The organism is Campylobacter concisus, assembly GCF_002913745.1.
Classification (GTDB): Bacteria; Campylobacterota; Campylobacteria; order Campylobacterales; family Campylobacteraceae; genus Campylobacter_A; species Campylobacter_A concisus_R.
The window spans coordinates 89795-114803 of record NZ_PPCG01000030.1 but is presented as its reverse complement, the minus strand read 5'-3'; the positions used below and the strand labels follow the sequence as shown (position 1 = coordinate 114803).

General features: G+C 39.4%; 24 protein-coding genes. 12 read left to right on the top strand and 12 right to left on the bottom strand.

Annotation, left to right across the window (positions count from 1 at the left end):
* Positions 1 to 151: 151 nt before the first annotated feature.
* From CYO90_RS04110 to CYO90_RS04090, 4 genes are all read left to right on the top strand, one after another.
* Complete coding sequence (locus CYO90_RS04110; RefSeq protein WP_009294719.1) at positions 152 to 397, top strand: RNA recognition motif domain-containing protein; 246 nt, start codon at positions 152 to 154, stop codon at positions 395 to 397.
* On the top strand, positions 375 to 1277 hold the full coding sequence (locus tag CYO90_RS04105; RefSeq protein ID WP_103578552.1) for a glutamate--tRNA ligase family protein: 903 nt from the start codon (positions 375 to 377) through the stop codon (positions 1275 to 1277). The genes CYO90_RS04110 and CYO90_RS04105 overlap by 23 nt, the downstream gene beginning before the upstream one ends.
* Positions 1278 to 1989: 712 nt before the next feature.
* Positions 1990 to 5601 (top strand): DNA polymerase III subunit alpha, encoded by a 3612-nt coding sequence (dnaE, locus tag CYO90_RS04095; protein WP_103578551.1) that lies wholly within the window; start codon positions 1990 to 1992, stop codon positions 5599 to 5601.
* A gap of 15 nt (positions 5602 to 5616) precedes the next feature.
* Positions 5617 to 6324 (top strand): DUF6882 domain-containing protein, encoded by a 708-nt coding sequence (locus CYO90_RS04090; protein ID WP_103578550.1) that lies wholly within the window; start codon positions 5617 to 5619, stop codon positions 6322 to 6324.
* Between the two features lie 34 nt (positions 6325 to 6358).
* On the opposite strand, the gene waaF is transcribed toward CYO90_RS04090, so the two are convergent.
* The 3 genes from waaF to CYO90_RS04075 are packed head-to-tail and all read right to left on the bottom strand — an operon-like array spanning position 6359 to position 9475.
* Positions 6359 to 7312: a lipopolysaccharide heptosyltransferase II gene (gene waaF, locus CYO90_RS04085; RefSeq protein ID WP_103578549.1), complete on the bottom strand. Its 954-nt coding sequence runs from the start codon at positions 7310 to 7312 to the stop codon at positions 6359 to 6361.
* Positions 7309 to 8340: a glycosyltransferase family 4 protein gene (locus CYO90_RS04080; RefSeq protein WP_103578548.1), complete on the bottom strand. Its 1032-nt coding sequence runs from the start codon at positions 8338 to 8340 to the stop codon at positions 7309 to 7311. The genes waaF and CYO90_RS04080 overlap by 4 nt, the downstream gene beginning before the upstream one ends.
* A complete protein-coding gene (locus tag CYO90_RS04075) occupies positions 8312 to 9475 on the bottom strand; it encodes an O-antigen ligase family protein (protein ID WP_103578547.1) in 1164 nt (387 codons plus the stop codon). The genes CYO90_RS04080 and CYO90_RS04075 overlap by 29 nt, the downstream gene beginning before the upstream one ends.
* A gap of 87 nt (positions 9476 to 9562) precedes the next feature.
* Between CYO90_RS04075 and CYO90_RS04070 the strand changes: the two genes are divergently transcribed.
* Genes CYO90_RS04070 through CYO90_RS04060 form a run of 3 tightly spaced genes read left to right on the top strand, consistent with a single transcriptional unit; the run spans position 9563 to position 12412 of the window.
* Complete coding sequence (locus CYO90_RS04070; protein ID WP_181000206.1) at positions 9563 to 10591, top strand: glycosyltransferase family 2 protein; 1029 nt, start codon at positions 9563 to 9565, stop codon at positions 10589 to 10591.
* A gap of 4 nt (positions 10592 to 10595) precedes the next feature.
* Complete coding sequence (locus CYO90_RS04065; protein ID WP_103578545.1) at positions 10596 to 11645, top strand: glycosyltransferase; 1050 nt, start codon at positions 10596 to 10598, stop codon at positions 11643 to 11645.
* Positions 11642 to 12412, top strand: a complete 771-nt coding sequence (locus CYO90_RS04060; RefSeq protein WP_103578544.1) for a polysaccharide deacetylase family protein — start codon at positions 11642 to 11644, stop codon at positions 12410 to 12412. Before CYO90_RS04065 ends, CYO90_RS04060 begins: the two co-directional genes overlap by 4 nt.
* Before the next feature lie 11 nt (positions 12413 to 12423).
* Here CYO90_RS04060 and CYO90_RS04055 read toward each other — a convergent pair whose 3' ends face one another.
* Genes CYO90_RS04055 through waaC form a run of 8 tightly spaced genes read right to left on the bottom strand, consistent with a single transcriptional unit; the run spans position 12424 to position 19215 of the window.
* Positions 12424 to 13209, bottom strand: a complete 786-nt coding sequence (locus tag CYO90_RS04055) for a glycosyltransferase family 25 protein (RefSeq protein ID WP_103578543.1) — start codon at positions 13207 to 13209, stop codon at positions 12424 to 12426.
* A 13-nt stretch (positions 13210 to 13222) separates the two neighbouring features.
* A complete protein-coding gene (locus CYO90_RS04050) occupies positions 13223 to 13726 on the bottom strand; it encodes a hypothetical protein (protein WP_103578542.1) in 504 nt (167 codons plus the stop codon).
* Complete coding sequence (locus tag CYO90_RS04045; protein ID WP_103578541.1) at positions 13726 to 14523, bottom strand: polysaccharide deacetylase family protein; 798 nt, start codon at positions 14521 to 14523, stop codon at positions 13726 to 13728. The genes CYO90_RS04050 and CYO90_RS04045 overlap by 1 nt, the downstream gene beginning before the upstream one ends.
* Positions 14520 to 15593 carry a glycosyltransferase family 4 protein gene (locus CYO90_RS04040; RefSeq protein ID WP_103578540.1) on the bottom strand — a complete coding sequence of 358 codons (1074 nt, stop codon included), beginning with the start codon at positions 15591 to 15593 and terminating at the stop codon, positions 14520 to 14522. Before CYO90_RS04040 ends, CYO90_RS04045 begins: the two co-directional genes overlap by 4 nt.
* Entirely contained in the window at positions 15590 to 16660 is a 1071-nt protein-coding gene (rfaQ, locus tag CYO90_RS04035) for a putative lipopolysaccharide heptosyltransferase III (RefSeq protein WP_103578539.1), read from the bottom strand. Before rfaQ ends, CYO90_RS04040 begins: the two co-directional genes overlap by 4 nt.
* Positions 16657 to 17361, bottom strand: coding sequence for a glycosyltransferase family 2 protein (locus CYO90_RS04030; protein ID WP_103578538.1), 705 nt, complete (start codon positions 17359 to 17361; stop codon positions 16657 to 16659). The genes rfaQ and CYO90_RS04030 overlap by 4 nt, the downstream gene beginning before the upstream one ends.
* Positions 17355 to 18248 (bottom strand): lipid A biosynthesis lauroyl acyltransferase, encoded by an 894-nt coding sequence (locus CYO90_RS04025; RefSeq protein ID WP_103578537.1) that lies wholly within the window; start codon positions 18246 to 18248, stop codon positions 17355 to 17357. Before CYO90_RS04025 ends, CYO90_RS04030 begins: the two co-directional genes overlap by 7 nt.
* Positions 18241 to 19215, bottom strand: coding sequence for a lipopolysaccharide heptosyltransferase I (gene waaC / locus CYO90_RS04020; RefSeq protein ID WP_103578536.1), 975 nt, complete (start codon positions 19213 to 19215; stop codon positions 18241 to 18243). Before waaC ends, CYO90_RS04025 begins: the two co-directional genes overlap by 8 nt.
* Before the next feature lie 63 nt (positions 19216 to 19278).
* On the opposite strand from waaC, the gene CYO90_RS04015 reads away from it, so the two are divergent.
* The 4 genes from CYO90_RS04015 to CYO90_RS04000 are packed head-to-tail and all read left to right on the top strand — an operon-like array spanning position 19279 to position 22795.
* Complete coding sequence (locus tag CYO90_RS04015) at positions 19279 to 20289, top strand: 3'-5' exonuclease (protein ID WP_103578535.1); 1011 nt, start codon at positions 19279 to 19281, stop codon at positions 20287 to 20289.
* Positions 20290 to 20309: 20 nt separating this feature from the next.
* Positions 20310 to 21368, top strand: coding sequence for an NAD-dependent epimerase (locus CYO90_RS04010; RefSeq protein WP_103578534.1), 1059 nt, complete (start codon positions 20310 to 20312; stop codon positions 21366 to 21368).
* Positions 21369 to 21947 carry a DNA-3-methyladenine glycosylase I gene (locus CYO90_RS04005; protein WP_103578533.1) on the top strand — a complete coding sequence of 193 codons (579 nt, stop codon included), beginning with the start codon at positions 21369 to 21371 and terminating at the stop codon, positions 21945 to 21947.
* A complete protein-coding gene (locus CYO90_RS04000; protein WP_103578556.1) occupies positions 21947 to 22795 on the top strand; it encodes a DNA ligase in 849 nt (282 codons plus the stop codon). Before CYO90_RS04005 ends, CYO90_RS04000 begins: the two co-directional genes overlap by 1 nt.
* Here the strand turns inward: CYO90_RS04000 and CYO90_RS03995 are convergent.
* Positions 22792 to 23832, bottom strand: a complete 1041-nt coding sequence (locus CYO90_RS03995; RefSeq protein WP_103578532.1) for an LLM class flavin-dependent oxidoreductase — start codon at positions 23830 to 23832, stop codon at positions 22792 to 22794. The two genes, CYO90_RS04000 and CYO90_RS03995, sit on opposite strands and share 4 nt — an antisense overlap.
* A gap of 191 nt (positions 23833 to 24023) precedes the next feature.
* Here CYO90_RS03995 and galE point away from each other — a divergent pair, with 191 nt between their 5' ends.
* Positions 24024 to 25007, top strand: a complete 984-nt coding sequence (galE, locus tag CYO90_RS03990) for a UDP-glucose 4-epimerase GalE (protein WP_103578531.1) — start codon at positions 24024 to 24026, stop codon at positions 25005 to 25007.
* The last annotated feature ends 2 nt before the right edge of the window (positions 25008 to 25009 follow it).

Below are 25009 nucleotides of genomic sequence, written 5' to 3'. Positions count from 1 at the left end.
ATATTATAATGCCTTGCTGTTGCGATTTGTTGCATTTAAGGATATTTTTTAAAAAATTGTAATATTTTTTTGATTTTTACATCTTTTTGACGGAAATAAGCTATTATTTCTCTAATCGATCAGATCGATAATTTTTTTAAGGAACACTCCTGTGAACATTTATGTAGGAAATTTGTCGTATAGAACGACAGAGGCAGAGTTGAAGGAAGCTTTTGCACAATTTGGTGAAGTAAGGCGCGCAAAGATCGTAAAAGATAGAGAAACAGACCGCTCAAAGGGCTTTGGCTTTGTTGAGATGGACGACGCGAACGAGGGCCAAAAGGCGATCGACGCACTAAATGAAAAAGAACTTGGCGGACGCACTTTAAGAGTAAATGAGGCTAGACCAAGGGATTAATGACTATTTGCCACCATCTGGTGGCATAGTCTCTCGCATAGCTCCGACGCCAAGCGGCTACCTGCACGCTGGCAACGCCTACAACTTCATCTTGACTTATCTTCTGACGCGCTCACTGGGTGGCGTTTTACACTTAAGGATTGATGATTACGACCTTGGCAGATACCGGCGCGAATTTGTTCAAAATATCTTTGACGTATTAGAATTTCTGGGGCTTTGCTACGACAAAGGTTCTAAAAACGTTAGCGACTTTGAGCAAAATTTTAGCTTTAAAACAAGAGCTAAAAGATATGAAAACGCACTTGAAAAGCTAGATGAAATTTACATTTGTGAATGCACAAGAGCTACCAAAGATGCCTATGAAAACGGCATTTACACTAAAATTTGCAAAGACAAAAAGCTAAAATTTATAAAAGATAAAACCGCTATCAGACTAATCGTGGATGAAAATGATGAGCTTGGCAGGCAAGTGGCAGCGCAGATGGGCGATTTTGTCATTTATAAAAAGGATTTTACCCCAGCTTATAACTTTGCAAGCGTCATAGATGATGAGGATATGGGGGTAAATTTAGTCGTTAGAGGCGAGGACCTGCTGCCTTGCACGCTAGCTCAAAGATACCTTGCAAAAAGGCTAAATTTTAGCTTTTTAAATGCTAAATTTATCCACCACAAGCTACTTTTAGACGGAGGCAAAAAGCTTTCTAAAAGCTCCAAGTCACCACCAATAGATCTAAGCCAAAATCCTAAAATTTATTACAAAATGTTAGCAATTGATCTTGGACTAAATTTAAACTCAGCAGATAAAATTTCAAACCTGCTTTATGAATTTAGGATTAAAAATATGGCTGAGAAGATGATGAACTATAAAAATTTTATATAAATTTAGATATATAGTGTGTTGGTGCTATTGTTTGCACTATTTTGTAAATTTTTAATTCCATTCACCCCTAAGAATTGACTACTAAAATTTGACTTTGCTTGTAGCTTAGCTCAAATTTTAGAGTCGAAATTACTCGCTCATAAAATTTTAAAATTTGCTGGAAATTTCTTAAAATAAATCGCATGCAGTGCAAAGCACTAAAGCATGCACCTCTAACGTTGTCGGGGTTAGGGGATTGTTAAGGGGGAAGGGAGCGACTTCGTAATTCAAGCCTCTTCCCCCTTAACAAAGAAGCAAATATTTAAATTTCTAAAAAATCTACTTTTGCAAATTTTAAAACTTCATTCACTCGCAAGAATTGACTACTAAAATTTGGCTTCGCTTGCAGCTTAGCTCAAATTTTAGAGCCGAAATTACTCGTTCATGAAATTTTAAAATTTGCTGGAATTTCAATAAAATGTATGCATTACAAAGCAAATTTTAAAATCTTACTCGTTCGCCTTAATATACCACTAAATTTAGAGTTGTGATTTGCCAGCTCTAATTTTAAAATTTCTCAAACGCTAAATAGCGCAGCGTGACAGCTTAACCAAGCGCTTTGTTCTTGCCATAGACTTAAAAAATCTCTAAATTTTAAAGCTCCCATTAAGCTTTCATCAAGCGCCTTATTAGCCAAAATTTTGTAAAATCCGCTCATTAAAAAGGATAAAAAATGAGTGAAAATTCTGGCTTTACACACCTACATTTACACACCGAATACTCCCTACTAGACGGAGCAAACAAGATAGAAGAGCTAGCTCACATGCTCCATGACAGAGGCGACACGGCAGCAGCGATCACGGATCACGGCAACATGTTTGGCGCGATTGATTTTTACAAAAAGATGAAAAAAAATGGGATAAAACCGCTAATTGGCATCGAAGCATACGTGCATAACGGCGAGCAGCTTGATGATAAGAGCACCAAGCAGCGCTTTCACCTCATCCTAATCGCCAAAAACGAGACTGGCTATAAAAATCTGATGTATCTAAGCTCCATGAGCTACATTGAGGGCTTTTACTACTATCCTCGTATCAATAAAAAAATCTTAAAAGAGCATAGCGAGGGCCTAGTTTGCAGCTCTGCTTGTTTGCAGGGCGAGGTGAGCTGGCATCTAAATTTAAGCGAGCGCAACGTTAAATTTGGCGCTAAAGGCTACGAGAGAGCAAAAGAGGTCGCGCTTGAGTATAAAGAAATTTTTGGAGATGACTTTTACCTTGAGATCATGCGCCACGGCATCGGCGATCAAAGGCGCATAGACGATGACATCTTGCGTATCGCAAAAGAGACTGGCATCAAGGTCATCGCCACAAACGACACCCACTACACTTTTAAAGAAAGAGCCGCTGCGCACGAGGTTTTCATGTGCATCGCGATGAACAAAACCTTAGATGATCCAAACCGCCTTCGCCACAGCGTCCATGAGTTTTTTGTCAAAAGCAAAGAGCAGATGAATGAGCTATTTTTAGACATCCCTGAAGTGATAGAAAATACCCAAGAGATCGTGGATAAGTGCAACCTTGAGATCAAACTTGGAAACCCAACTCCGCCAAATTTTAAATTTACTCTTGAGTGCGCCAAGGAGAGAAATTTGACCCTCCCAGAGCCAGAAAACAGATATAGCTTCAAAAATGACGCTGTATTTTTCGAACACGAGTGTAGAAAGGGTCTTGAAGAGAGGCTGAAATTTGTCCCTGAAAATTTACACGAAGAGTATAGAAAGCGCCTTGAGATAGAGATCGGCATTATTAATAAGATGAATTTCCCAGGATATATGATGATCGTTTGGGACTTCATCAACGAGGCCAAGCGTAGAGGCGTGCCAGTTGGCCCAGGACGTGGCTCTGCGGCTGGTAGCTTGGTCGCTTACTCGCTAAAAATAACTGACCTTGATCCTATCCCATACAACCTGCTTTTTGAGAGATTTCTAAATCCAGAGCGCGTTAGCATGCCAGATATCGACGTGGATTTTTGTCAAAGCAGACGCGGCGAGATCATCGACTACGTCACGCAAAAATACGGCAAATTTAACGTTGCTGGCGTTATTACATTTGGTAAATTGCTCGCAAAGGGTGTCATTAGAGATGTGGCTAGAGTCTGCGATATGCCTTATGCTGAGGCTGATGCGATGGCAAAGCTTATCCCTGATGAGCTTAACATCACGCTAAAAGACGCCTACGAGAAAGAGCCAAAGATAGCTGAGCTAATAAGCCAAAACCCAAAGGCGGCTAAAATTTGGAAATTTGCCCTTGATCTTGAGGGGCTAAACAGAAATGCCGGCCAGCACGCAGCAGGCGTTGTCATCTCAAACGAAGAGCTTTGGAACAAAACCCCGCTATTTCGCCAGCCAAACAGCCCAGAAGATCGCTTTGTGACGCAGTATAGTCTAAAATACCTAGAAGACGTTGATTTAATAAAATTTGACTTTCTTGGCCTAAAGACGCTAACGGTTATCGATAATGCGATAAAGCTCGTTAAACAGCGCACTGGCAAGGATATCATCTGGGAGCAGGTCGATAAAAACGACTCTGGCGTTTATAAAATGATACAAAGTGGCCAAGCCATCGGCATCTTTCAGATAGAGGGTGAGGGTATGAGAAAACTAGGAACCAGCTTGCGCCCAGACTGCTTTGAGGATATCGTCGCGATGCTAGCACTCTACCGCCCAGGACCGATGGAAAGTGGTATGCTTGATGACTTCGTCAAAAGAAAACATGGCGAGGCAGAGATAACATACGCATTTAAGGAGCTTGAGCCGATCCTTGCGCCAACATACGGCGTTATCGTCTATCAAGAGCAAGTCATGCAGATCGTGCAGGCCATAGGCGGTTTTAGCTTAGGTGGTGCGGACCTTGTGCGCCGTGCGATGGGTAAAAAGATCAAAGAGGAGATGGATAGGCTAAAGGGTGAGTTTGTAAAAGGTGCTGAGGCAAAAGGGCTAAATGGTCAAAAAGCGGACGATCTTTTCGAGCTGATCGTTAAATTTGCTGGATATGGCTTTAACAAGTCTCACTCCGCAGCCTACGCTTATGTCACATTTCAGACGGCTTATCTGAAGGCTTACTATCCGGCTGAATTTATGGCGGCACTTCTAACAAGCGAGGAGAGCAACGTCGATAAGATCGTTCGCTACATCGATGAGATAAAACGCATAAACATCGATACTTTGCCACCATCTATCAACAAATCAACCAAAGAATTTAGCGTCGTTAAAAATGGTGATCACGATGGCATTATATTTGGACTTGGAGCGATTAAGGGTGTTGGTGGAGCGGCTATTGAGAACATCATCGCTGAGCGTGACACAAAGGGCGAGTTTAAGAGCATGGATGACTTTGTCTCGAGGATCGATCCATTTAAGGTCAATAAAAAGGTCTTTGAAAGCCTTATAAAAGCTGGTTGCTTCGATGAGTTTGGCTTTAGTCGCAAGATGCTTTTGCAAAATGTAGAAAATATCGTAGAAGCTTGCAAAAATGCAGCCCAAATACGTAAAAATGCGACTGAGAGCCTCTTTGGCGAAGATGATAGCATGAATGATGTGAAGATAAATTTCGTCACTATAGATGATGAATTTGACATCAAGCAGATCTTGAAATTTGAGCAAGAGAGCGTTGGCATCTACCTCTCAGGTCACCCGCTTGATGACTATAAAGATGAGATAAATAAGATCAAATACACGCTAAGCTCGGAGTTTGAGACCTTGCCACAAAGCGCTGAAATTTTGGTGGTTGGCAAGATCGAGGACTTTAGCACAAGGATCACAAAAAGCGGCAAAAAAATGGGCACTATAAATGTGCTGGACTTTCACGGCAACATCGAGATCGCCGTCTTTGAAAGAGAGCTTGGCAACATCGAAGATATCGTAAAAGACGAGGCAAAACGCGATCTGCCTTATGCTTTTAGGATAAATATCTCGCGCGACGATCAGTTTGTAAGGACAAATTTAAATGAGGTTTATAGCCTAGAAGATGCGCAAAATTTAGACTTTAAGACAAGAAAGCTAAAGCAAAACTCTAAATTTAGTAAAAATGAAGAGGTGAGCGCCCATCAAAAGGTAAGAGAGTATGCCGAGTTAGAGGTGCTTTTAAACCTTAGCGAGCTTAGCAGGCAAAAGCTGGAACAAATTTACTCGCTAGTTTTTAGCAAAAATGCTCCAAATAATCAAAAACGGCTAATTTTGAAGATAAAAAATGAAGCAACTGGCGAAATTTTCATCTATAAGACCGAGTTTATCATAAGCGACGATGTGGGCGAAGAGATAGAAAAGCTCGCTGCTTCGGCGTAAATTTAAGGACAAGAAATGTTTGATATTTTTAGAAAAAAGGGCCATTTTTTAGACGAGCTTGGCATAGATAAAGGTAACTGGAGTGAGCTTTTTAGCGCTTGTCTTGGCAGAGCGATGCTGCTTCAAAAGAGATTATTTAAGCAAGTTGTTGAGGCTAGCAAGTGGCAAGCTGACTTTGAAAGTGGCAAAATTTGCTTTGACAAGCAGGAGTTTGATATGCAGTTTATCGGCTCTGAAAGCTTTTCGTCTAACACTTGGCTTTGGGGCTATGAAAATGTAAATGGCTTTGATGAGCGCTTGCTTGGCCTTGCAAATAGGGCGCGTGAGTTTGGCGAGAAATTTGGGCTTGAAGTGTTTAGCACGGCGCAGTTTGAGCTAGATGAAAATGTAAATGGTCATACGCTCAGCATGGTTGCTTGCGTGGCGCTTGGCGAGGAGCTAAGCTATTATAGGGTTGATTACGACGGAGGTGCTGCATACGTGGCATTTAGGGCGGAGGCCATCTTTAAAGAGCCCGTTTTAGCAAGCGAAGTAGTAAGCGTAGTAAATGAGTGTATAAGCGCCTATGAGCTAGACCACAAGCTTTTTATAAAAGGGCTTTTGCTGGGCAGCGAGATAAAATTTAGCGAAAACAAAGATGAGATAGTAGCTAAGTTTAAAGATGAACTTAGTTTTAAATTTGATGATCTAAATAGACTGACAAATATCTCCGCGAAATTATAAGCTTATATTTTGGCTGGGTTATTAGGCGCTTAGCTTAGTAACCCAGCTCTTTTCTTAGTAAATCTATCTCATCTATTACCATTTGGGGCTTGAGATCTTTCATGCAAGCGTGCGTTTTTAGTGGGCAAACTCGCTTCATACAGGGCATGCAAGCTAAATTTAGATGCACTATCTTTGCAAATTTATTACCCCAGGGCGAGGTCTCGCTAAATTTTGTCGGTCCAAAAAGAGCGATCGTTGGCACAAGAAAGGCGGCAGCTACGTGCATAGGACCGCTATCGTTTGTGACGAAAATGCCATTTTTACTAAGCCCAGCTATGCGCTCGCAAAGCTCTTTGACACTGGTTTTGCCAGCTAAATTTTGGCAAGTTGCGCCATTTTCTTTTAAAATTTGCTCTATTTTTTCACAAATTTCTTGCTCGCCTTTGCCACCAAAGACGACTATCTCAAACTCATCTTTAAAATTTAAAGCCACCTGTGCAAAATACTCTGGGTACCATCTTTTGGCACTTCCATAGCTCGCACCTGGATTTAGAGCTAGTGTTTTTTTGCTTGAAATTTGAGGTGTAAAATGTAGCTTTAGCTGAGTGGAAATTTCGCCTAAACCAAGGGCATTTTTTAAAAAATTTGCATATTTTAGCACCTGATGAAGGACGGTTTTGCTCTTTTTAAAGATGACTTTTTTCTTAGCGTTTATAAAAAACAGCAAAAATTTACTAGCAAACGAGCTTCTAAAGCTAAGCGCTAGATCAAATTTACCAAGACTTTTTGCACTTTTAGTAAGGGATAAAAATCTAAATTTAGCCTTTTTGCTCTCATCAACGACCACTTTTTCGCAGTTTGGATGGCTTTTGTAAAGCTCGCAAGCTACAAATGAGCCAAAAAAAACGATTTTTAAATTCTTCTCATTTTGCACTAAATTTTCGATCGCAGCGCTCGCCATCACGCTATCACCAAGCCAGGTTGGAAGCTCGATAAAAACTCTCATTTTAAGGCATCTTTTACAACATCAAGCGTAAGAGCAGCATTTTTTTCGATGCTAAAATTTAGCGAAAGCTCGTAAGACTTCTCTTGTAGGCTCGCTAAAAGCTTATGGTTTGTGAGAATTTCATCTATAAACTCTAGTGCGCTCTCGTCACTTGGGCTTTGAAGTACAAATTTATCTTCTAATATCTCGCTAGCGCCATTTTGAGCCGTCGTAAAGACCACGTTTTTAAAGCTAAGTGCCTCTAGCACGACATTTGAAAACGGCTCATAGTGCGTTGGAAAGATGAAAATATCACTCGCCTCATAAAATTTAGCTGTGCTCTTTTGCTCGCCGACAAAGTAGGCGTTTAGCCCAAGTTTTTTAGCTAGGCGTTTGTAGCTTGAGATGTTTTTGTCTTTGCCTACAATGAGCGTATTTACGGGCGTTTTTAGCTTTGAAGCAAGGAGTAAAAACTCTTTTAGCCCCTTTCTTTTAAAGCCATTTCCCACGAAAAGCAGGGTCGCAAGCTCAAATTTAAGTCCAAATTCCTCACAGAGTGCGAGCTTTGCCTCGGCTTTTTGCACCTTTTGGGGTAAATTTACTCCGTTATAAATGGTCGTGATCTTCTCTGGCTCTATGCCGTAAGTCGAGATAATCTGCTCTTTGATGAAATTTGAGTTTGTGATGATCTTTTGGGCGTTTTTAAAACACTTTTTCTCTAAGTATGGATAGACGAAATTTAGGGGGTTTAGCCACCAAAAGCTCTTTGTCGTCCTATAAACCTTATGCACGCCGTCTCCTGCCCTGTAGATATCGGCGCAGCTTACTCGCTCTAGGCTAAAGTAAAACTCGTCCTCTTTTTTTTGGCGTTTTACTTGGCGGTTAAAATTTAGCGCTTTTTTCCAAGAAGATATGCCAACATCTCCAAGATATGAGCGAATTTCTGTTTGGATACCAAGCTCATTTATGACCTTAACAAGCCTTCTTAAGTATCTTTCAGCACCTCCAACTGCGTTTGGATTAGTTCTTAAAAATACTATTTTTTTCATCTATAACTCCTAAAGCCAGTGCCCAGATAAATAACATAAGTAATGCGTTTTCATGGTGAAATGTCGTATTAAATAGGGATATAACATTATTAAATAATAGTATCAATAATCCACAAAAAACAACGTTTGATGTCTTGATATTTTTTATAAATTTTATAAAAAGTGATAGTTGAAATACCAAATATGCAAGTAGTGCGAAGATGCCTTTTTCTGTTAAAAATGTTAAAAAGGTGTTGTGCGCGTGGCTAACTCTAACCTCAGAATTTCCTGGGAAAAATGTAGTTATATCTATATTTTTGAAATTTCCTAAACCTATGCCAAAAAATGGATTATCTTGCCATGTGTAAAATGCTGAGTAAAATATAGGCCATCTTGTCTCATTACTTGAAATACCCTGTGATATTTTAAAGACAAATCTAGCATCATTTTGCATTACAAACGCTACAGCAATAATAGCTAATGCAAAGATAGAGATTACTGATAGTGTAAATTTTATATTTATATGTTTTTTGATTGTTAAATATATGAGTATTGAAAATATTACAACCGGAAGTAAATACATAGTAGCACGAGAACCAGCGATAAGAATTCCACAAGTAGAGATAATAGCTATAATAAAGCACGAACTTTTAAAAAATTTATCCTTGCTATCAACAAAAGAAAGACTTACTAAAAGTACTAGTAACATAAAAATAGCGCTGTGATTTACATGACCGATTGATTTAAGCTCAAAAAGCGCCATTGGGTCGTTTGATGTAATTTTTTTAACACAAGCTGGTATAAAAGCGACAATAAAACCAGTAAATAGTGCATAAAACATAAATTTAAAATTTATTTTTTCTGTTCCAACGGTTCTAGCTACAAAGAAAAACAACATACATCTTAACGGATCAAGTGCTCTTGAAGGCGAAACCCCATTTACAAGGCAGCTTATAAAAGTGGCCAACACAAAAACAAAAAGAGAGATGTTGATAACATCAAATTTAAATTGCTTTTTTTCTTTAACGCAAATATAAATTCCAACTAAAACAAAAAGTATGAGTGAAATTTGTTTTAATCCTTCGGTAACTGGTAGTGTAAACAGCATCGCAAGCAAAAAAAAGTTGTAGAGTTTTGACGCAATTTCATTTTTCATATGTATCCTTTAAAATTTAAGTTTGCATTTTATCATTGATGAACTAAAAATAATATACAATTAAACAAAAAGTTAAAAGGAAGTATCGTGCGTGGCGTGAAAATAAGCTTTATAGTGCCTGTTTTTAACAAAGAGGAGCATATTAGAGATTGTTTAAATTCGCTGATATCTCAAGATATGGATGATATTGAGATCATAGTTGTAGATGATGGAAGCAGTGACGATACATCTAAAATTTTAAAAGAGTATAAAGATAAAATAATTTTAAAAACAAAGAGCAATGCAGGTGTAAGTGCTGCTAGAAATGATGGTATTATACTAGCTAACGGAAAATATACCATCTGCGTTGATGCTGATGATTACGTAGAAAAAGACTATGCTTCATCTGTTTACGATATCGCTGAAAAATTTGATGCTGATATCGTGATAACAGATATGTGTAAGATTTATGGTGATAAAAAGCTATTCTTTAAAGATTTTGAGACAAAAGAGGATGGCATTATCGATAAAGATGAGTATCTAAAAAGGCTTTTAGCATCAAGACACAACAAAGTTTTACACAATGCTGCAAACAAGGCGATAAAGACTAAAATTTTAAAAGAAAATTTGTTTCCAATCGGGATCACACAGGCTGAAGATTTTCACACTGTGGTGAGAAATGTTATCGCTTCAAAGACTCTTGTAAAGCTAAATAGGACGTTTTATAACTACAATATCGGAGAAAATAATACAGGTGGCTTCGAAAAGCTAAAAGCTGTGGTAGATCATAAATTTGTCTATGAGGACATAATCTCAATTTTAAAAAATAAAAATTTAGCTCTTGAGATGGTGCCTGATCTAGAGTTTAGAAAGATCAAAAGTGTCTATATGCCAGCTATTTCGGCGATACCAAATCTCAAAAATAGTAGCTACGTAAAGGCACTTGATCTTTTTTATGAGGATATTGATAGCATTATAAGTTCAGCTGGGTTTTTAAAGCTTAGACTAAAACATAGAATTTTGATAAAAATGCTAAAAAATGTAAAATCATACGAAAATGTATCAAAAATTTTAAAAATCTTTAATACAATAAATGGCTTTTTATCAAATAAAAAAATGAAAGAATTTAAAGAGTAGAAAAATGATAAACATACTTGAGCTTGAAAGCTCTTTAGGATTTGGCGGGCAAGAGCACCGCACACAGCGTGTGATAAATGGACTAGATAAGAGCAAATTTAAAGTTTTTTATGGGCTAAACCCTGGCTCAAAAAGCTTTGAAAAGCAGATAGAGTGCGAATTTGTCGAGTTTAACCTCAAAAAGTCTTTTAATATCTTTGAAATTTTAAAAATCTGTAAATTTGTAAAGCAAAATAATATAAAAATCATCTCAACTCACTCAGGCAAAGACGGCACCATAGGCGCGATCGTGGGCAAAATTTGTGGCGTTAGCGTGGTTCGCACTAGACATTTGCAGCTGCCTATAAGTTCTCCCATACCTTACAACCTAAGCATTAAAGTGGTTGGTGTTTGCAACTCAGTTTGCGCTGATCTTATCAAAAGAGGTGTGAGAAAAGAGAAGGTGCTAAAAATCTACACTGGCATCGACACGCAAAAATACACGCCAGAATTTAAGATAAATATGAAAAAAGAATTTGGCCTAAGTGACGATGTGGTGGGCGTTTGCATCGTTGCAGTGTTAAGAGCTGCTAAAAATCATAAGCTCTTAATCGATGCATTTAGCGAATTAAATTTAGAAAAATCAGCCCTTTTTATAGTGGGCGACGGTCCTCAAAATAAAAATTTACACGAGTATATAAAAGATAAGAAAAATATCTTCATGCTTGGCAACAGAACCGACGTAAGCGACTTTTTAGGCTCGCTTGATATCTGCGTGCTACCTTCAGACATGGAGGCTATCGGTGGAGCGTTACTTGAGGCATCTTCGTGTAAGTTAGCTACCATCGGAAGCGATGTGGGCGGCCTTGGCGAGGCTGTGAGTAATGGCAAAAGCGGATTTTTGTTTGAAAATGGCAACAAAGAAGAGCTAAAAAAGGTGCTTGAAAGGCTCATTTTGGATGAAAATTTAAGAAAGCAGATGGGTGAATTTGGCAGAGAGTACGTAAAAGAGATATTTAGCATCGAAAAAATGATAGAAAACACACAAAATTTATATATGGAGCTTGTAAAATGAGCGTACCGGTTTTGATGTATCACCACGTGCTTGAAAAGAGCGGATTTATCGCTAGTAGCGTGGATGAGTTTAGATCGCACATGAAATTTCTAGCCGAAAATGGCTATAAAACGTTAAGTATAAATGAATTTATCGCGTACAAAAAGGGCGAGCTTGAGGTGCCTAAAAAGAGCGTTTGCATAACATTTGATGACGGCTGGATGGACAACTACATCTATGCCTATCCTATCGTGAAAGAATTTGGACTAAAAGCAAATATATTTATAATAACTGGCTGGATAGAGGCAGCGCAAAAGGCCCATGAGTTGAGGCCTGCTAGCTTTTTAAACGTCGATCACAACGAGTGTAAGAGGCTTGCTCCAAGTAGGCCGCAAGATGTGATATTAAATTTAGAGCAGATTGAGAAGATGAAAGACTGCTTTTATTTTCATTCGCATACGCACGGGCATTTTGATGGATATTTTGGGCAGCTTAGCTTGGATGAAGAATTTGGTCTTTGTCGTGAGTTTATGAAGAAAAATTTTGGCTTTGAAGATGACGCACTTTGCTGGCCAAGAGGCAAATATAATGATGAGTATCTAAATGCTGCTAAAAAGCATGGCTACAAGGCATTCTTCACGACAAAGCGTGGCATAAACAAGGCCGATGGCAACTTAGAGGAGATAAAACGAATAGTGACAAAACGCGACGAAAAGTGGCTTAAAAAGACTATGTTTATCTACCAAAATGACTTTTTGGGCTCGATATATGCGGCGATAAGGTCCTAGTGGGCTATAAGCTATTTAGTAAAAATTTTCTCGTTCTTTGTTAGATGCTTTTCGTAAGATCTAGAAATTTTATATGATAGGTTTTTACTATATTTTTTAAAGATAGATTTTATCTTCTCTTTTTGCTTTCTTTGTATCTCTAAATTAGAGTTGTTAAGCTCCTCTGGATGAAAAAATATATTACTAAAGTACATTTTTAACTCAGTATTTCTTAGGATAGCCTCCCATTTATCGGCTCCATAAAGACCATCTTTGTAAAACTCTAAAAGAGCTTTTGCACTGGTTTTTGTTAGTATGTAAGCTGCTGCTCTATAAATGCTAGCATACGAATAGGGTGATACTAGATACAAATCTGGCTTTATTTTTTTACCAAATGCACGAAATCTACTGCTAAGTCCATCTTGCACGCCACATATCAAAATGCTGTCGTGACTTATATCTTGGCATAGCAAAAATGCTTTTTCTATCAAACTATCATCACCTATAACATCATCTTCTAGTATAAGTGTAAATTCTGCGTCGCTTTGTAAAAAATCCTCATAGACTTTTATGTGTGACATTGTGCAGGCTAGCTCTCCTGGAGTCGCCACTAATGGAGGTATCTTAAATTTGTACTTTTCGTCGCATGATTTTAATAAGCAATCGATCATTGCTTTATAGTATTCGCTAGCACTAAAATTTTTAGCATCAACTGCATCAATTATTTTAAATTCATCATATCTGCCAAATTGTTTTTGTAAATTTAGCCTTCGCTCTTCATCTCTTTTTAGTGATATGATATAGATAGGATAGTTCACTTTTACTCCAATTTTAGATATTTCGTTTTATTGGTGATTTAAATTCTAATTTAATTTTATATTCAAGACCTACTAGATCAAGCTCTTTTTTATCTATGTGCCTTTGTGTATTGTTTTGTTCTTCTGCTGGATTTCTTTTGTAAATTCTAGCGATCCTATCTTCTTCATTGATATTTAAAATGCAGAGTATATCGCATTTGCTGATGCGCGAAAGAGGATTGGCGCTTGCGTATATCACAACCTTTACAAATGGCATGATAAATTTAAAAAATGGCCTTAGCTCGTCTCTTTGATCACTCTTGATTTTTACTCTTGGGCGTATAAAAAAAAGATTTACACTCATCACTCCATCATCTATGACAGCGATCTGATATGGTTTAAAGTCACCAAAACCTTTGCGTCTTAGCTCTTTACCAAGCGTACTTTTGCCGCTTCCATGAAGCCCAGTAAGAGTGATTAGTACCTGTTTTTTTGCCTTTAATATCTCTTTGCAAGCTGAATTTAATGCTTCTAGCATTATTTATAGCCTCTATTTCTAAAATTTGAATATAAATTTCCTATTATTGGTGTTGAATAGATAAAAAGCTTCTTTTTGATCCTAAAAATGTAGTCGCTCTCACTCTTTGCATTGTTTGAGATATCGATACGCCTTATCTTAAATTTATCATCTCCCACGCAAAATCCGCCATCTATCACGCTAAAAGCAAAGCTGTAATACTCTTTAACCATCCTTTGCGAAAGCTCGTTAAAATGCCCTTTTGGAAAGCAAAAGCCAAATTCTTTTTTTTCAGGAAATAGCTCTTTTATCTTGGCAAGCGAGCTAGAAAACTCCTCTCTTAGCTTTGCCTCATCGTCGCTTCTGCAAGAAAAGTGGCTCGCTGTGTGGCTATCAAACTCAAAGAGTCCGCTCTCTTGCATCTGCCCGATCTCATCTAAATTTAAAAAATACTCCGCGTCTTTGTCGTAGTCGATCTCTTTGTGTTTTTTAAACGAAAAATCATAATCCTGCCTTTTAAAATCATTGATCTTATCTGTTATCAAAAAGCAAACAGCTGGGATATTTAGCTCTTTTAAGATGGGATATGCAAATTTGTAATTATCAAAATATCCATCATCAAAAGTTAGCAAAATGCTCTTTTTATGAGCCTTTGCTCTGCCAGCAACGATATCTTTAAACTGACCATAATTTATAAATTTATAACCCTCGTCAAGTGCCATAAAAAGCGCTTTTTTAAATAGCTCAGGCCTTATGGCAAAGTCGTTTTCATTGTTATTGCAGTGGTGCATCGTTAGCACGCAAACTGGGTAGTTCATTTTTGCTCCAGTAAATTTCTTATAGCCTCTTTTAGCGCCTTGTGGCTAAAGTTTTCATCCACAAATTTAAAGGCGTTTTGAGAGTAAATTTTGGCTTTATCAGGCTCATTTATCAGTTCTAAAATGCACTCTTTTAGTGAAATTTCATCTAAATTTATAGCACAAAGCCCACGCTCTTTATCTGTAACTAGCACGTTCATCGGCGCGTTATCATAGACCACGACTGGCACCTTTGAGCTCATCGCCTCAAGCAAGACCGTACCAAGTCCCTCAGAGTGCGAGGCAAATACGTAGATATCAAAGCTTTTTATAACATTTGCCGCATCATTTCTAAAGCCAGTGAAGACGATCTTATCTTTTTCATCAAACATAGAGGTGATCTGCTCTTTTGTGCCGTCACTAATGTTGCCAGAAAATACAATAGTCGCATCCTTTGTCTTTAAAATTTCTTTTGCAGCACTTGCAAAGTCAAAGACCCCTTTTTTGCGGTAAAGTGAGGTAAAAGTACCGATGACTAGCTCATCTTTGGCGATATGAAACTCATCTCTAAAAGTGCTTTTTGTGCTATCAATTTTTTCGACATTAACCGTGCTTGGCATAAAAAAGAGCCTATCTTCGCTAACGCCGATGCTTAGGAGATACTCTTTGACGCTACCTGAGATGTATAAAATTTTGTCAAAAAGCTTTTTATGCATAAATTTAGAAACAAACCCATTTATAGGGAAAAGATTGTGTCTTTCTTTATAAAATTTAACGCCTCTTTTGCGGTAAAAAAGCCCAGCTATGGCGCCGACCCAGCTATCAGTCGAGCCATGTGTGATCACGACATCTATCTTATTTGATCTTATCGCTTCGCAAAGTGCTGGCACGCTTTTATGAAAATTTTTCTTATTCATTTCGTGCGTGATGACCTTAAATCCATCTTCTTTCGCGATGCTTTCGATCTGCGAATTTGGGTTGCAAAATAGCATCACTTCATGACCCATTTCACGCATAAAGCGCATCTCGTTTAGCGTCTTGTTTTGCTCGCCACCCCAGTTAAAAAGCGTTTGCGTGTGGAGGATGTTCATTGCGCTAGCTCCAAATTTGATCTTATTTTCGCCTTTATATGTCCCATTTCATCGCTAAAGTCCATTAAAGTCTTCTCGATGCCGTGCTCTTTTATACCCTCTTTGTCGCAAGGCACAAAGTCCCAGTCCTTTTGATAGACAATGTGCTTGCCCATGCTTTGGATGCCATTTTGCGCTGTGTAGCCATTTTGCATCAAGCTATTATCCCAAGGCCCCCATTCAAAAGCATTGCTAGGGCCAAAAAGGGCGATCACTGGCACGTCATTTGCAGCGGCTATATGCATGATCGCAGTATCGACGCCGATAAAGAGACTTGAGCGCTTTGAGAGGGCGATCGTTTGTTTTAGGCTTAGTTTGCCACCCAAATTTATAGGCTCGCTTTTGCAAATTTTTAGCACGCTTGCAAGCTTATTTAGCTCATTTTCTTTGTTGTCGCTTGTTAGCACGACCTTTACGCCAAGCTCATTTTCGCAGTAGTCTATAAGCTCTGCCATGCTCTCGTCGTTTGCGCATTTAAACATCCAGCGGCTTGTTAGATGCACGTGCACAAAGCGTTTTGGTAAATTTAGATACTCCACGCTCTCGTCTGAAAAAACGCTCACTTTTTTACTAACCGGCTCAAAGTCCAAAGCTCTTAGTGCGTTTAAATTTAGATCAACCGTGTGAGAGAAATTTTCATAGTATTTTGCCTTTACGCTTAAAAGCTTATTTATCGCCTTGTGCTTGCCTAAAAAGCCAACTATCTTTTTGATCTTGGCGTATTTTGAGATGATGACGCCGCGGTCTCCAGTGGTCGTTTGCACCGCCATATCGTACTTCTCTTTTTTGATCGCTCTTATAAATTTTAGCTCGGTCATTAGCTTTTTAAAAAAGCCAGAATTTGCACTTTGCCTATCGTAAATGTGGATTTTATTTATGTAAGGATTGCCTTCTATCATTGCTTCTGTGCCTTTATTTAGGGCAAAGTCGATGGTCGCGTCTGGGTAGTAGTGGTGCAAATTTTCAATGAGCGGCGTTGTTAAAAGCACATCGCCGATGTTTCTAAATTTAATCACAAGTATTTTCATTTTATATATTTCCAAAATGTGTACTGGGCGTAAAGTCTAGCTATAACGTAGCCCGTAAAGCCCTCTTTAAAGCCGCCTTTTAGCACGTAAAGCTTAAAAAATTTCCAAGCCGGGCTTGTAAGCGCCTTTAGTAAATTTCTTTTTGCGCCCATGCTTGAGTAGCGATTTTGCTTGGCGATAAACTGCTCGATGCTCTCATACGCGTAGTGCAAGAAGTGATTTTTAAGCGCTCCAAGCCTTTGTGAGCCGTCATTTAAAACGACCTTTTCATGCACAGCTCTGCCATCAAATTTGGCAAAATTTTTGTTAAAAAGCCTCACCGTGTAGTCTGGATATAGCCCCATATTTTTTATAGCTTTGCCAAAGAAAAAATTTAGCCTAGCAACGTTATAAGCGCTAAATTTAGGCTCTTTTAGCGTGCTAATGATCTCATTTTTAAGCTCGTCTGTAATCACCTCGTCGCTATCAAGCACAAAGACCCACTCATTTTTGGCTAGATCCACGCCCTTTTGCTTTTGCGCGCCAAATCCAAGCCAAGCTTGCTCGTGAAATTTCACGTTGCTAAAGCCATCACAAATTTGCCTTGTGCCATCTTTTGAGCCGCTATCGACCACGATGATCTCATCAGCAAATTTAGTGCTCTCTAGCACCTCTTTTAGGTATTTTTCGCTATTAAAAGTCAAAATGACAACGCTTAGCATTTGTACTCATTTTCGTAAAATCTCTTAAACCTTTGGTGAAACCAAAAGTACTCCTCAGGCCTTGCTCTAACCATCTCTTCGCACGCACTGCACTGCATCTGCGTCACTTTTTGCACAGCATCTTCTTTATCAAATGTGCTTATGTCTATTGGCTCTTCAAAGCAAATTTCATTTAAATTTTCACCTTTTTGGTAGATAAATGCATTTATGATAAGGGCATTTGTCTTTTGCGCTAGCACACTTGCAGCTGGTGTATGAAGCACATCTTTGCCAAAAAACTGCACCTTTATACCATCTTTTGGCGCTGTGTTTTGATCGACTAAAATTCCTACTATTCGCCTAGCTTTCAGCGCTTTTAAGATATCTTTTGCGCCGCCATTTTTATCGATTAGCTCCACGTCAAACTGCGCTCTATTTGCCTTTAAAATTTTATCCATGACGCTGCTATCAAGCCTTCTGCCAAGCGCCGAAGAGGCCCCAAAGCGAGCTGCAACTGCTAGGCCAAATATCTCCCACTGTCCAAAGTGCGCAGTCGTGACGATGATAGGCCTGCCAGACTTCATCGCATCAAGCAAAAAGTGCTCATTTTTAAAAACAACTTGTTCAAGTATCTTTTGCTTTGTCGTGTTTTGATTGAGGATGAAATTTATACCAAGATATTTTGCAAAGTTGTAGTAGCATTTTTTGGCGATTTCTAGCTTCTCTTCTTTAGTTTTTGTCTCGCCAAATGCAAGGTCTAAATTTGTCATAACGACATGAAAACGCTTTTTTTTAAGCTTCATAAAGGCAAATGCTAAAAATTTAGCAAGCATCTTTTGAAGCGAGCTTGGTAATATAAATATAAGAAATTTTAACGTGTAAAAGCCAGCTAGATAGAGCCTATCCATTTAGTAGCCTTTTTGCGAAATTTGCAACCGTTTCAGGGTAAATTTCTCTTATGCAAAAGTCGTTTTTATCGATACTTCTAGCATCTATCTCCTTGCCCATATCAACAACAAGGTTTTTGTCTGTGACGTAGGCATTGCGGTGGCTTGGGCGGTTGCCAAAAAGCGTGATAGAAGGCCTATTTACAGCCCATGCAAGGTGCGTTAGACCGCTATCGTTACCGATTACCAGATCGCAGCTCGCGATAAAATCTATCATATCTTTTATGCTTAGTTTTTCAAGCAGTTTTGCTTTAGTGCCTGAAATGATCGCCTCAGCCCTTGTCTTTTCGCTCTCACTCCCGTAGCAAAGGTAAATTTCGCAACCTTCAAGCAGTCTGATCACATCTTTAAATTTGTCATAAATTTTGCTCTCTTCGCTTGCAAAGGCAGCGATTAAAACGCGTTTTTTACCGCTTTCATTTTTAAATTTTTTGCAAATTTCAAAGCAGGGTGATTTTTTTAAAATTTCATCTCTGTCAAAGCTAAAATTTAAGGCGTATCCAACGAGGCTTAGGTTTCTAACTATGATATTTTCATTGTAGTCGATCTTAAATTTATGCCTATAAAGCCTGGCTGCGATCTTTTCTTTGACGCTTTCTCTGCTAAAGCCATAAATTTCTTTGCCAAGTAGTTTTGCGACGACGGCTGATTTGAAAAGTCCCTGCAGGTCGATGATCTTGTCAAATTTGCCAAGCGTTTTTAAGATCTTGTAGCTCTTTTTAAAGCTCTCTTTAAGCGGCAAAACGACTAGCTCGTCGATAAGGGGATGATCTTTTAAAAGGCTTGCAAAACGGGCATCAACGAGCCATGTGATGTGAACATTTGGGCAGTGCTTTTTAATAAACTGAAGCACGATGGCTGCATGGACGATGTCCCCAAGTGCCGAAAGCTTTACGATGGCTATTTTTAGTTGATTTTTATCTTGCATAAAACACTTTAAATATAAATTTTTGGTATGATTTTAAAAAAAAATGCTTAAAAAAGGGCTAAAATGGCGAAAAGTTACATCTGCGTCTTTGACTGCGAGACGATACCTGACGCAAATTTGATAAGAAAAATTTACGGCATTGACGGGAGCGACGAAGATGTGAGCGTGCAGGCGATGGCATTGCAAAAAGAGGCTAGTGGGAGTGAGTTTTTGCCTGTGATGTTTCATAGAGTGGTCGCGATCTCTGCGGTGATGGCCGATGAGTACGGCAAATTTTTAAAAGTTAGCACGATGGAGGGCAAGGACGAGCGCGAAATCATCGCTAAATTTTTAAAATTTATAAATGATTACAACCCAAGGCTCGTTAGCTTTAACGGACGTGGCTTTGACCTGCCAATGCTTATGGTGCGTGCGATGCGTTACAACCTAAACGCAGCGGCATATTATGAGAGCGAAAACAAAGAGCTAAATAAAAACAAATGGGAAAACTATAGAGCGAGGTATTCGCCTAAATTTCACCTTGACCTACTTGATTTTATAAGCGATTTTGGAAGCGTAAGAGGGCTAAAGCTCGATACGCTTTGTGCTAGCTTAAATTTACCTGGTAAATACGACGTGCACGGCGATCAGGTGCTTGAGCTATACTATGCAGGCGAGCTTGATAAGATAAACGAATACTGCGAAAGCGACGTGCTCAACACCTACTGGCTATTTTTGAAATTTGAGCTTTTGCAGGCAAATATCTTGCAAGAAGATTACATAAATCACCTAAACGTGATGAGCGAATTTTTAGCCAAAAACTGTGCTCACAGGGGATATAGCGAGGTCTTTTGCTCTGCGATAAGCGACGAGCTAGCAAGGCTTAGCGGACAGCTAGACTACGAGATAAAGATAGATAAAGAGGCTTTGGAATTTAGCGAATTTGATGAGGTAAGGCCCATTAGCAAAGAGGAGCTAAACCGCGATATGCTGGGCGGTTTGCTTAAAAAAGCAAGCGATCTAAAGCCAAAAGAGCCAAAGAGCAAGACACTTTTTGAAGAGAAAGTGCCTGAGATAAATTTAGACGACGAATAAGTCAAAATGAAAGGAAAAATATGAAAATTTTAGTAACTGGAACAGCTGGATTTATAGGATTTCACCTTGCAAATGCCCTTGTGGCTCGTGGGGATGAGGTCGTTGGATATGACGTGATAAACGACTATTACGACGTAAATTTAAAGCTTGCGCGCCTAAAAACGGCTGGCTTTGACGTGAGCGAGATAGATTACGGCAAGCTCATCACATCAAAAACGCATCCAAATTTAAAATTTATAAAAGCAGACCTTGCTGATGAAAAGACGATGAAAGAGCTTTTTGCTAAAGAAAAATTTGACGTAGTGGTAAATTTAGCCGCACAAGCTGGCGTTCGCTACTCGCTCATAAATCCAAAAGCCTACATCGACAGCAACATCACAGGCTTTATGAACATCCTCGAGTGCTGCCGCCACAATGAGATCAAAAATTTAGTCTATGCAAGCTCTAGCTCGGTTTATGGACTAAATGAAAACATGCCATTTTCTACGCACGAGGGGGTCAATCACCCTATAAGCCTCTACGCAGCGACCAAAAAGAGCAACGAGATGATGGCGCACACTTATAGCCACCTATTTAATGTGCCAACGACCGGACTTCGCTTTTTTACGGTTTATGGACCATGGGGACGCCCTGATATGGCGCTATTTTTGTTCGTTGATGCCGCGCTTAAAGATAAGAGCATCGATGTCTTTAACTACGGCAAGATGAAGCGCGACTTTACATACGTGGACGACATCGTAAAGGGTATCATCAAGTGCATCGACAACCCAGCTAAACCAAATCCAAACTGGGACGCAAAGCACCCAGACCCTGCCACCTCAAAAGCGCCGTTTAAGGTCTATAATATCGGCAATAACAGCCCAGTTGAGCTCATGGACTACATCAAAGCAGTTGAGATAAAGATCGGCCGTGAGATCAAGAAAAATTTTCTCCCACTTCAAGCAGGCGACGTGCCAGCGACATTTGCTGATGTGAGCGATTTGGTGGCTGACTTTGACTATAAGCCAAATACAAAAGTAAATGACGGTGTGGCTAAATTTGTCGAGTGGTATAGCGAGTTTTACGGGATCAAAATTTAAATGAGACGTTGCGAGTGGGCCAAGAGCGAGCTTGACATAGCCTACCACGATAATGAGTGGGGCAAAGTCATAAAAGATGATAGAAAATTTTTTGAGATGATAGTTTTGGAGGGCTTTCAAGCGGGGCTTTCGTGGCATGGGGTACTTCAAAAAAGAGAGGCTATGAGAGCGGCGTTTGACGGCTTTGATCCTGAAAAGATCAAGCTCTATGGCGAGGCTGAGATAGCTAAATTTATGCAAAACGATGGGCTGATACGCAATAGACTAAAACTAAAATCGCTTACCACAAACGCACTTGCATTTTTGTCTGTGACGCAAGAATTTAGCAGCTTTTATGACTATTTGTGGGGACATTTGCTAAGAAAATTTGACCCTAAATTTGACGGCAAACAGATCATCAATCACTACCAAAATATCAAGCAAGTGCCAGCAACCACGCCGATGTCTGACTTTGTGGCAAAGGAGCTAAAAAAGCGAGGGTTTAAGTTTCTAGGCTCTGTTAGCACCTATGCCTTTTTGCAAAGTGTGGGCGTGGTGGATGATCATATGGACTATTGTTTTTGTAAGTGCAAGGCTTGATTAGAATAATTTTTGCACTTTTGGTGCTTTTAAATTTTGCATTTTCCCTTGATCTGTTGCGCCTTAGCGAATTTAAAGATCAAAACGTCTCAGGCTGGCTAGCTAGCGAAAAGCTTGATGGTGTGCGTGCCTACTGGGACGGGGAGAATTTGCTTTCAAGGCAGGGCAAAAAGCTAAATGCGTCGCAAAGTTTTACTAAAAATTTCCCTAAATTTGCACTTGATGGCGAGCTTTACGCAAAGGAGCTTAAATTTGAAGAAATTCAAGCGACCGTGATGGATAAGCTGCCAGATGAAAAGGCGTGGAGCAGACTTAAATTTCACATTTTTGACGTGCCAGAGGCAAGTGGCGGCTTGCTTGATAGGCTTGAAGTTTTGGCTAAATTTCTAAAAAATGAGCCAGATCAAAATTTGATCATCATAAAGCAGATAAAAATGCGCGATAACGCTCAATTTTTAAAATTTACAGAGGAGATTATCGCAAAAGGCGGCGAAGGAGCTGTGGTGCGTGAGCCAAATGCGCCATACGAGCGAAAACGAAGCAAAAATGCGCTCAAATTTAAGAAATTTAAAGACGCCGAGTGTGAGGTTGTCGCCGTAAATAAAGGCAGCGGCAAATACACAAATCTTGCTGGCTCGCTTACCTGCAAGGCGATTGGCGGCAAAGATGATAAAGAAAAAGCTAGCGAGCCAAAAAAGGGCACTATTTTTAAAATAGGCTCAGGACTAAGCGATAAAAACCGTCAAGAGCCACCAAAGATAGGCTCTGTTATCACATATAAATTTCAAAATTTAACCTCTAATGGCAAGCCAAGATTTCCTATATTTTTAAGGGTTAGAGAGGATTAAATTTTGTCCGCGATCTCTTTTAATGCCCTAAAAGAGTCAAGCTGCGCATCCTCGTCAAAAATGAAGCTTTGAGCCATGATCTCATCGACTTCAAGTCTGTTTTGAAACTCTAAAATTTGCTCTTTAACGCTTTGCTTTGAGCCTATAAAAGAGCACGCCATCATCTCTTCCGTGACGCTTCTTTCTCTATTTTTTAGCTCTATCTGCCTAAAGTCGATCGGCCCAAAATGCGGAGCCTTGGCACCTGTTTTGTAAGACGCAGCAAAGACCTCGTCGTTATCCTTTTTTGGTGGCTGCAAATACTCTTTTTCGCCAGTTACTATGTTTAAGAAAAACTGCGTTTGCGTGGTTGCCAAACTCTTCGCTAGCTCGTCACTTTGGGCTATTATCACATTTGCTCCTGCGATGATATAGGGTGCTTTTAAAAAGGGCGATGGTTTGAAATTTTGACGATAAATTTCTACCGCTTTTTCTAGCGCACGTGGTGCAAAGTGCGACGCAAAGGCGTAAGGCAGACCAAACTCAGCCGCCACATATGCGCTATATATGCTTGAACCAAGTATGTAAATAGGCGGAAATTTTTCAATTTTTGGATAGGCTTTCACGGCTCTTTTGGCGTTAAAATAGTCCATTAATTCGTTTATTTGCATATCAAATTCTATCTCTCTTGCGCCTCGTCTAAGCACTGCAGCCGTCTCTTGGTCAGTCCCTGGAGCTCTGCCTAGCCCAAGATCGACGCGGTTTGGAAATAGTGTCTCAAGAGTGGCGTACTGCTCGGCGATGGAGTAGGGGCTGTGGTTTGGTAGCATCACGCCGCCAGAGCCCACACGCAAGCTTTTTGTGTGCTCTAAGATGTGTGTGATGATAAGCTGTGTGGCTGAGCTTGCTAAATTTTGCATATTGTGATGCTCTGCGACCCAGTAGCGATTTATGCCGATATCCTCGGCAAATTTAGCCAGTCTAACGGCTGCATCTATGGCTTCTTTTGCGTCACTGCCTTGCTTTATCGGTAGTAAATTTAATATTGAAACATTCATTTTTATCCTTTTTTTGTAGATGAGGGATTATAAAGATTAAATTTAAAATAGATTGTAAGTCTATTTTAAATTTATAAAGGCAAAGACCTATCCATGCAGTCTTCAAGCAAAATTTAAAAACTAACCCTGCTTTACTTTTGCTTTACTCTATTTTTGATAAAATTAATCACTTTTTTATGAAAGGCTTAAACTTGAAGATTTTAGTAACAGGTGGAGCTGGATATATCGGCAGCCACGTAGTAAAAGCACTTTTAAAGCAAGGCAAAGATGAGATAACCATCATCGACAATCTCTGCAAGGGCTCACAAAAAGCACTTGAGGCACTCCAAAAGATAGGAAATTTTAAATTTATAAATGCAAATTTAGAGGATGACCTAAGCGAAATTTTTGCAAATGGTAAATTTGATGCGATCATTCATTTTGCAGCGTTTATCGAGGTCTTTGAGAGTATGAGCGAGCCGCTAAAATACTATCTAAACAACACCGCAAACGTCGCAAGGGTGCTAAGATATGCAAAAACTTACAATGTAAATAAATTTATATTTAGCTCAACTGCTGCAGTTTATGGCGAGCCAGACGTGGCAGAAGTTAGCGAAACAATGCCTACAAACCCTATAAATCCATACGGCAGAAGCAAACTCATGAGCGAGCAGATCATCAAAGATTACGCCGCTTCAAATGAAAATTTCAAATTTGCAATACTTCGCTATTTTAACGTCGCAGGCGCAGACGAAGAAGGGCTTATCGGCCAAAACTATCCAAACGCTACGCACCTTATCAAAGTAGCTGTGCAAACTATACTTGGCAAGCGCGATAGCATGGGTATCTTTGGCGATGACTACGCGACAAAAGATGGTACATGCGTTAGAGATTACATTCACGTTAGCGACCTAGCAGACGCCCACATAAGCGCACTTGAATATATTAGCCAAAATGGCAGCGAAACTTTTAACGTGGGATATGGCAGAGGATTTAGCGTAAAAGAGGTGATCGAAACCGCAAAAAAGGTAAGTGGGGTAAATTTTAAGGTGCTAAACGCGCCAAGAAGGGACGGCGACCCAGCTATCCTTATCTCAAACGCAAGCAAACTGCGCTCGCTAACAAGCTGGAAGCCAAAAAGAGATGACCTAGCGCTCATCATAAAAACCGCCCTTGAGTGGGAAAAGAAAATTTAGGG

Excerpts from the sequence above, each read along its gene's own strand:
- rfaQ (WP_103578539.1), bottom strand. The coding sequence starts at position 16,660 with ATGAAAATACTTGTGATTAAATTTAGAAACATCGGCGATGTGCTTTTA.
- CYO90_RS04010 (WP_103578534.1), top strand. The coding sequence starts at position 20,310 with ATGAAAATTTTAGTAACTGGAACAGCTGGATTTATAGGATTTCACCTT.
- CYO90_RS04040 (WP_103578540.1), bottom strand. The coding sequence starts at position 15,593 with ATGAACATCCTCCACACGCAAACGCTTTTTAACTGGGGTGGCGAGCAA.
- dnaE (WP_103578551.1), top strand. The coding sequence starts at position 1,990 with ATGAGTGAAAATTCTGGCTTTACACACCTACATTTACACACCGAATAC.
- CYO90_RS04065 (WP_103578545.1), top strand. The coding sequence starts at position 10,596 with ATGATAAACATACTTGAGCTTGAAAGCTCTTTAGGATTTGGCGGGCAA.
- CYO90_RS04075 (WP_103578547.1), bottom strand. The coding sequence starts at position 9,475 with ATGAAAAATGAAATTGCGTCAAAACTCTACAACTTTTTTTTGCTTGCG.
- CYO90_RS04090 (WP_103578550.1), top strand. The coding sequence starts at position 5,617 with ATGTTTGATATTTTTAGAAAAAAGGGCCATTTTTTAGACGAGCTTGGC.
- CYO90_RS04080 (WP_103578548.1), bottom strand. The coding sequence starts at position 8,340 with ATGAAAAAAATAGTATTTTTAAGAACTAATCCAAACGCAGTTGGAGGT.
- CYO90_RS04030 (WP_103578538.1), bottom strand. The coding sequence starts at position 17,361 with ATGCTAAGCGTTGTCATTTTGACTTTTAATAGCGAAAAATACCTAAAA.
- waaF (WP_103578549.1), bottom strand. The coding sequence starts at position 7,312 with ATGAGAGTTTTTATCGAGCTTCCAACCTGGCTTGGTGATAGCGTGATG.
- CYO90_RS04015 (WP_103578535.1), top strand. The coding sequence starts at position 19,279 with ATGGCGAAAAGTTACATCTGCGTCTTTGACTGCGAGACGATACCTGAC.
- CYO90_RS04025 (WP_103578537.1), bottom strand. The coding sequence starts at position 18,248 with ATGGATAGGCTCTATCTAGCTGGCTTTTACACGTTAAAATTTCTTATA.
- CYO90_RS04105 (WP_103578552.1), top strand. The coding sequence starts at position 375 with ATGAGGCTAGACCAAGGGATTAATGACTATTTGCCACCATCTGGTGGC.
- CYO90_RS04045 (WP_103578541.1), bottom strand. The coding sequence starts at position 14,523 with ATGAACTACCCAGTTTGCGTGCTAACGATGCACCACTGCAATAACAAT.
- CYO90_RS04050 (WP_103578542.1), bottom strand. The coding sequence starts at position 13,726 with ATGCTAGAAGCATTAAATTCAGCTTGCAAAGAGATATTAAAGGCAAAA.
- CYO90_RS04060 (WP_103578544.1), top strand. The coding sequence starts at position 11,642 with ATGAGCGTACCGGTTTTGATGTATCACCACGTGCTTGAAAAGAGCGGA.
- waaC (WP_103578536.1), bottom strand. The coding sequence starts at position 19,215 with ATGCAAGATAAAAATCAACTAAAAATAGCCATCGTAAAGCTTTCGGCA.
- CYO90_RS03995 (WP_103578532.1), bottom strand. The coding sequence starts at position 23,832 with ATGAATGTTTCAATATTAAATTTACTACCGATAAAGCAAGGCAGTGAC.
- CYO90_RS04005 (WP_103578533.1), top strand. The coding sequence starts at position 21,369 with ATGAGACGTTGCGAGTGGGCCAAGAGCGAGCTTGACATAGCCTACCAC.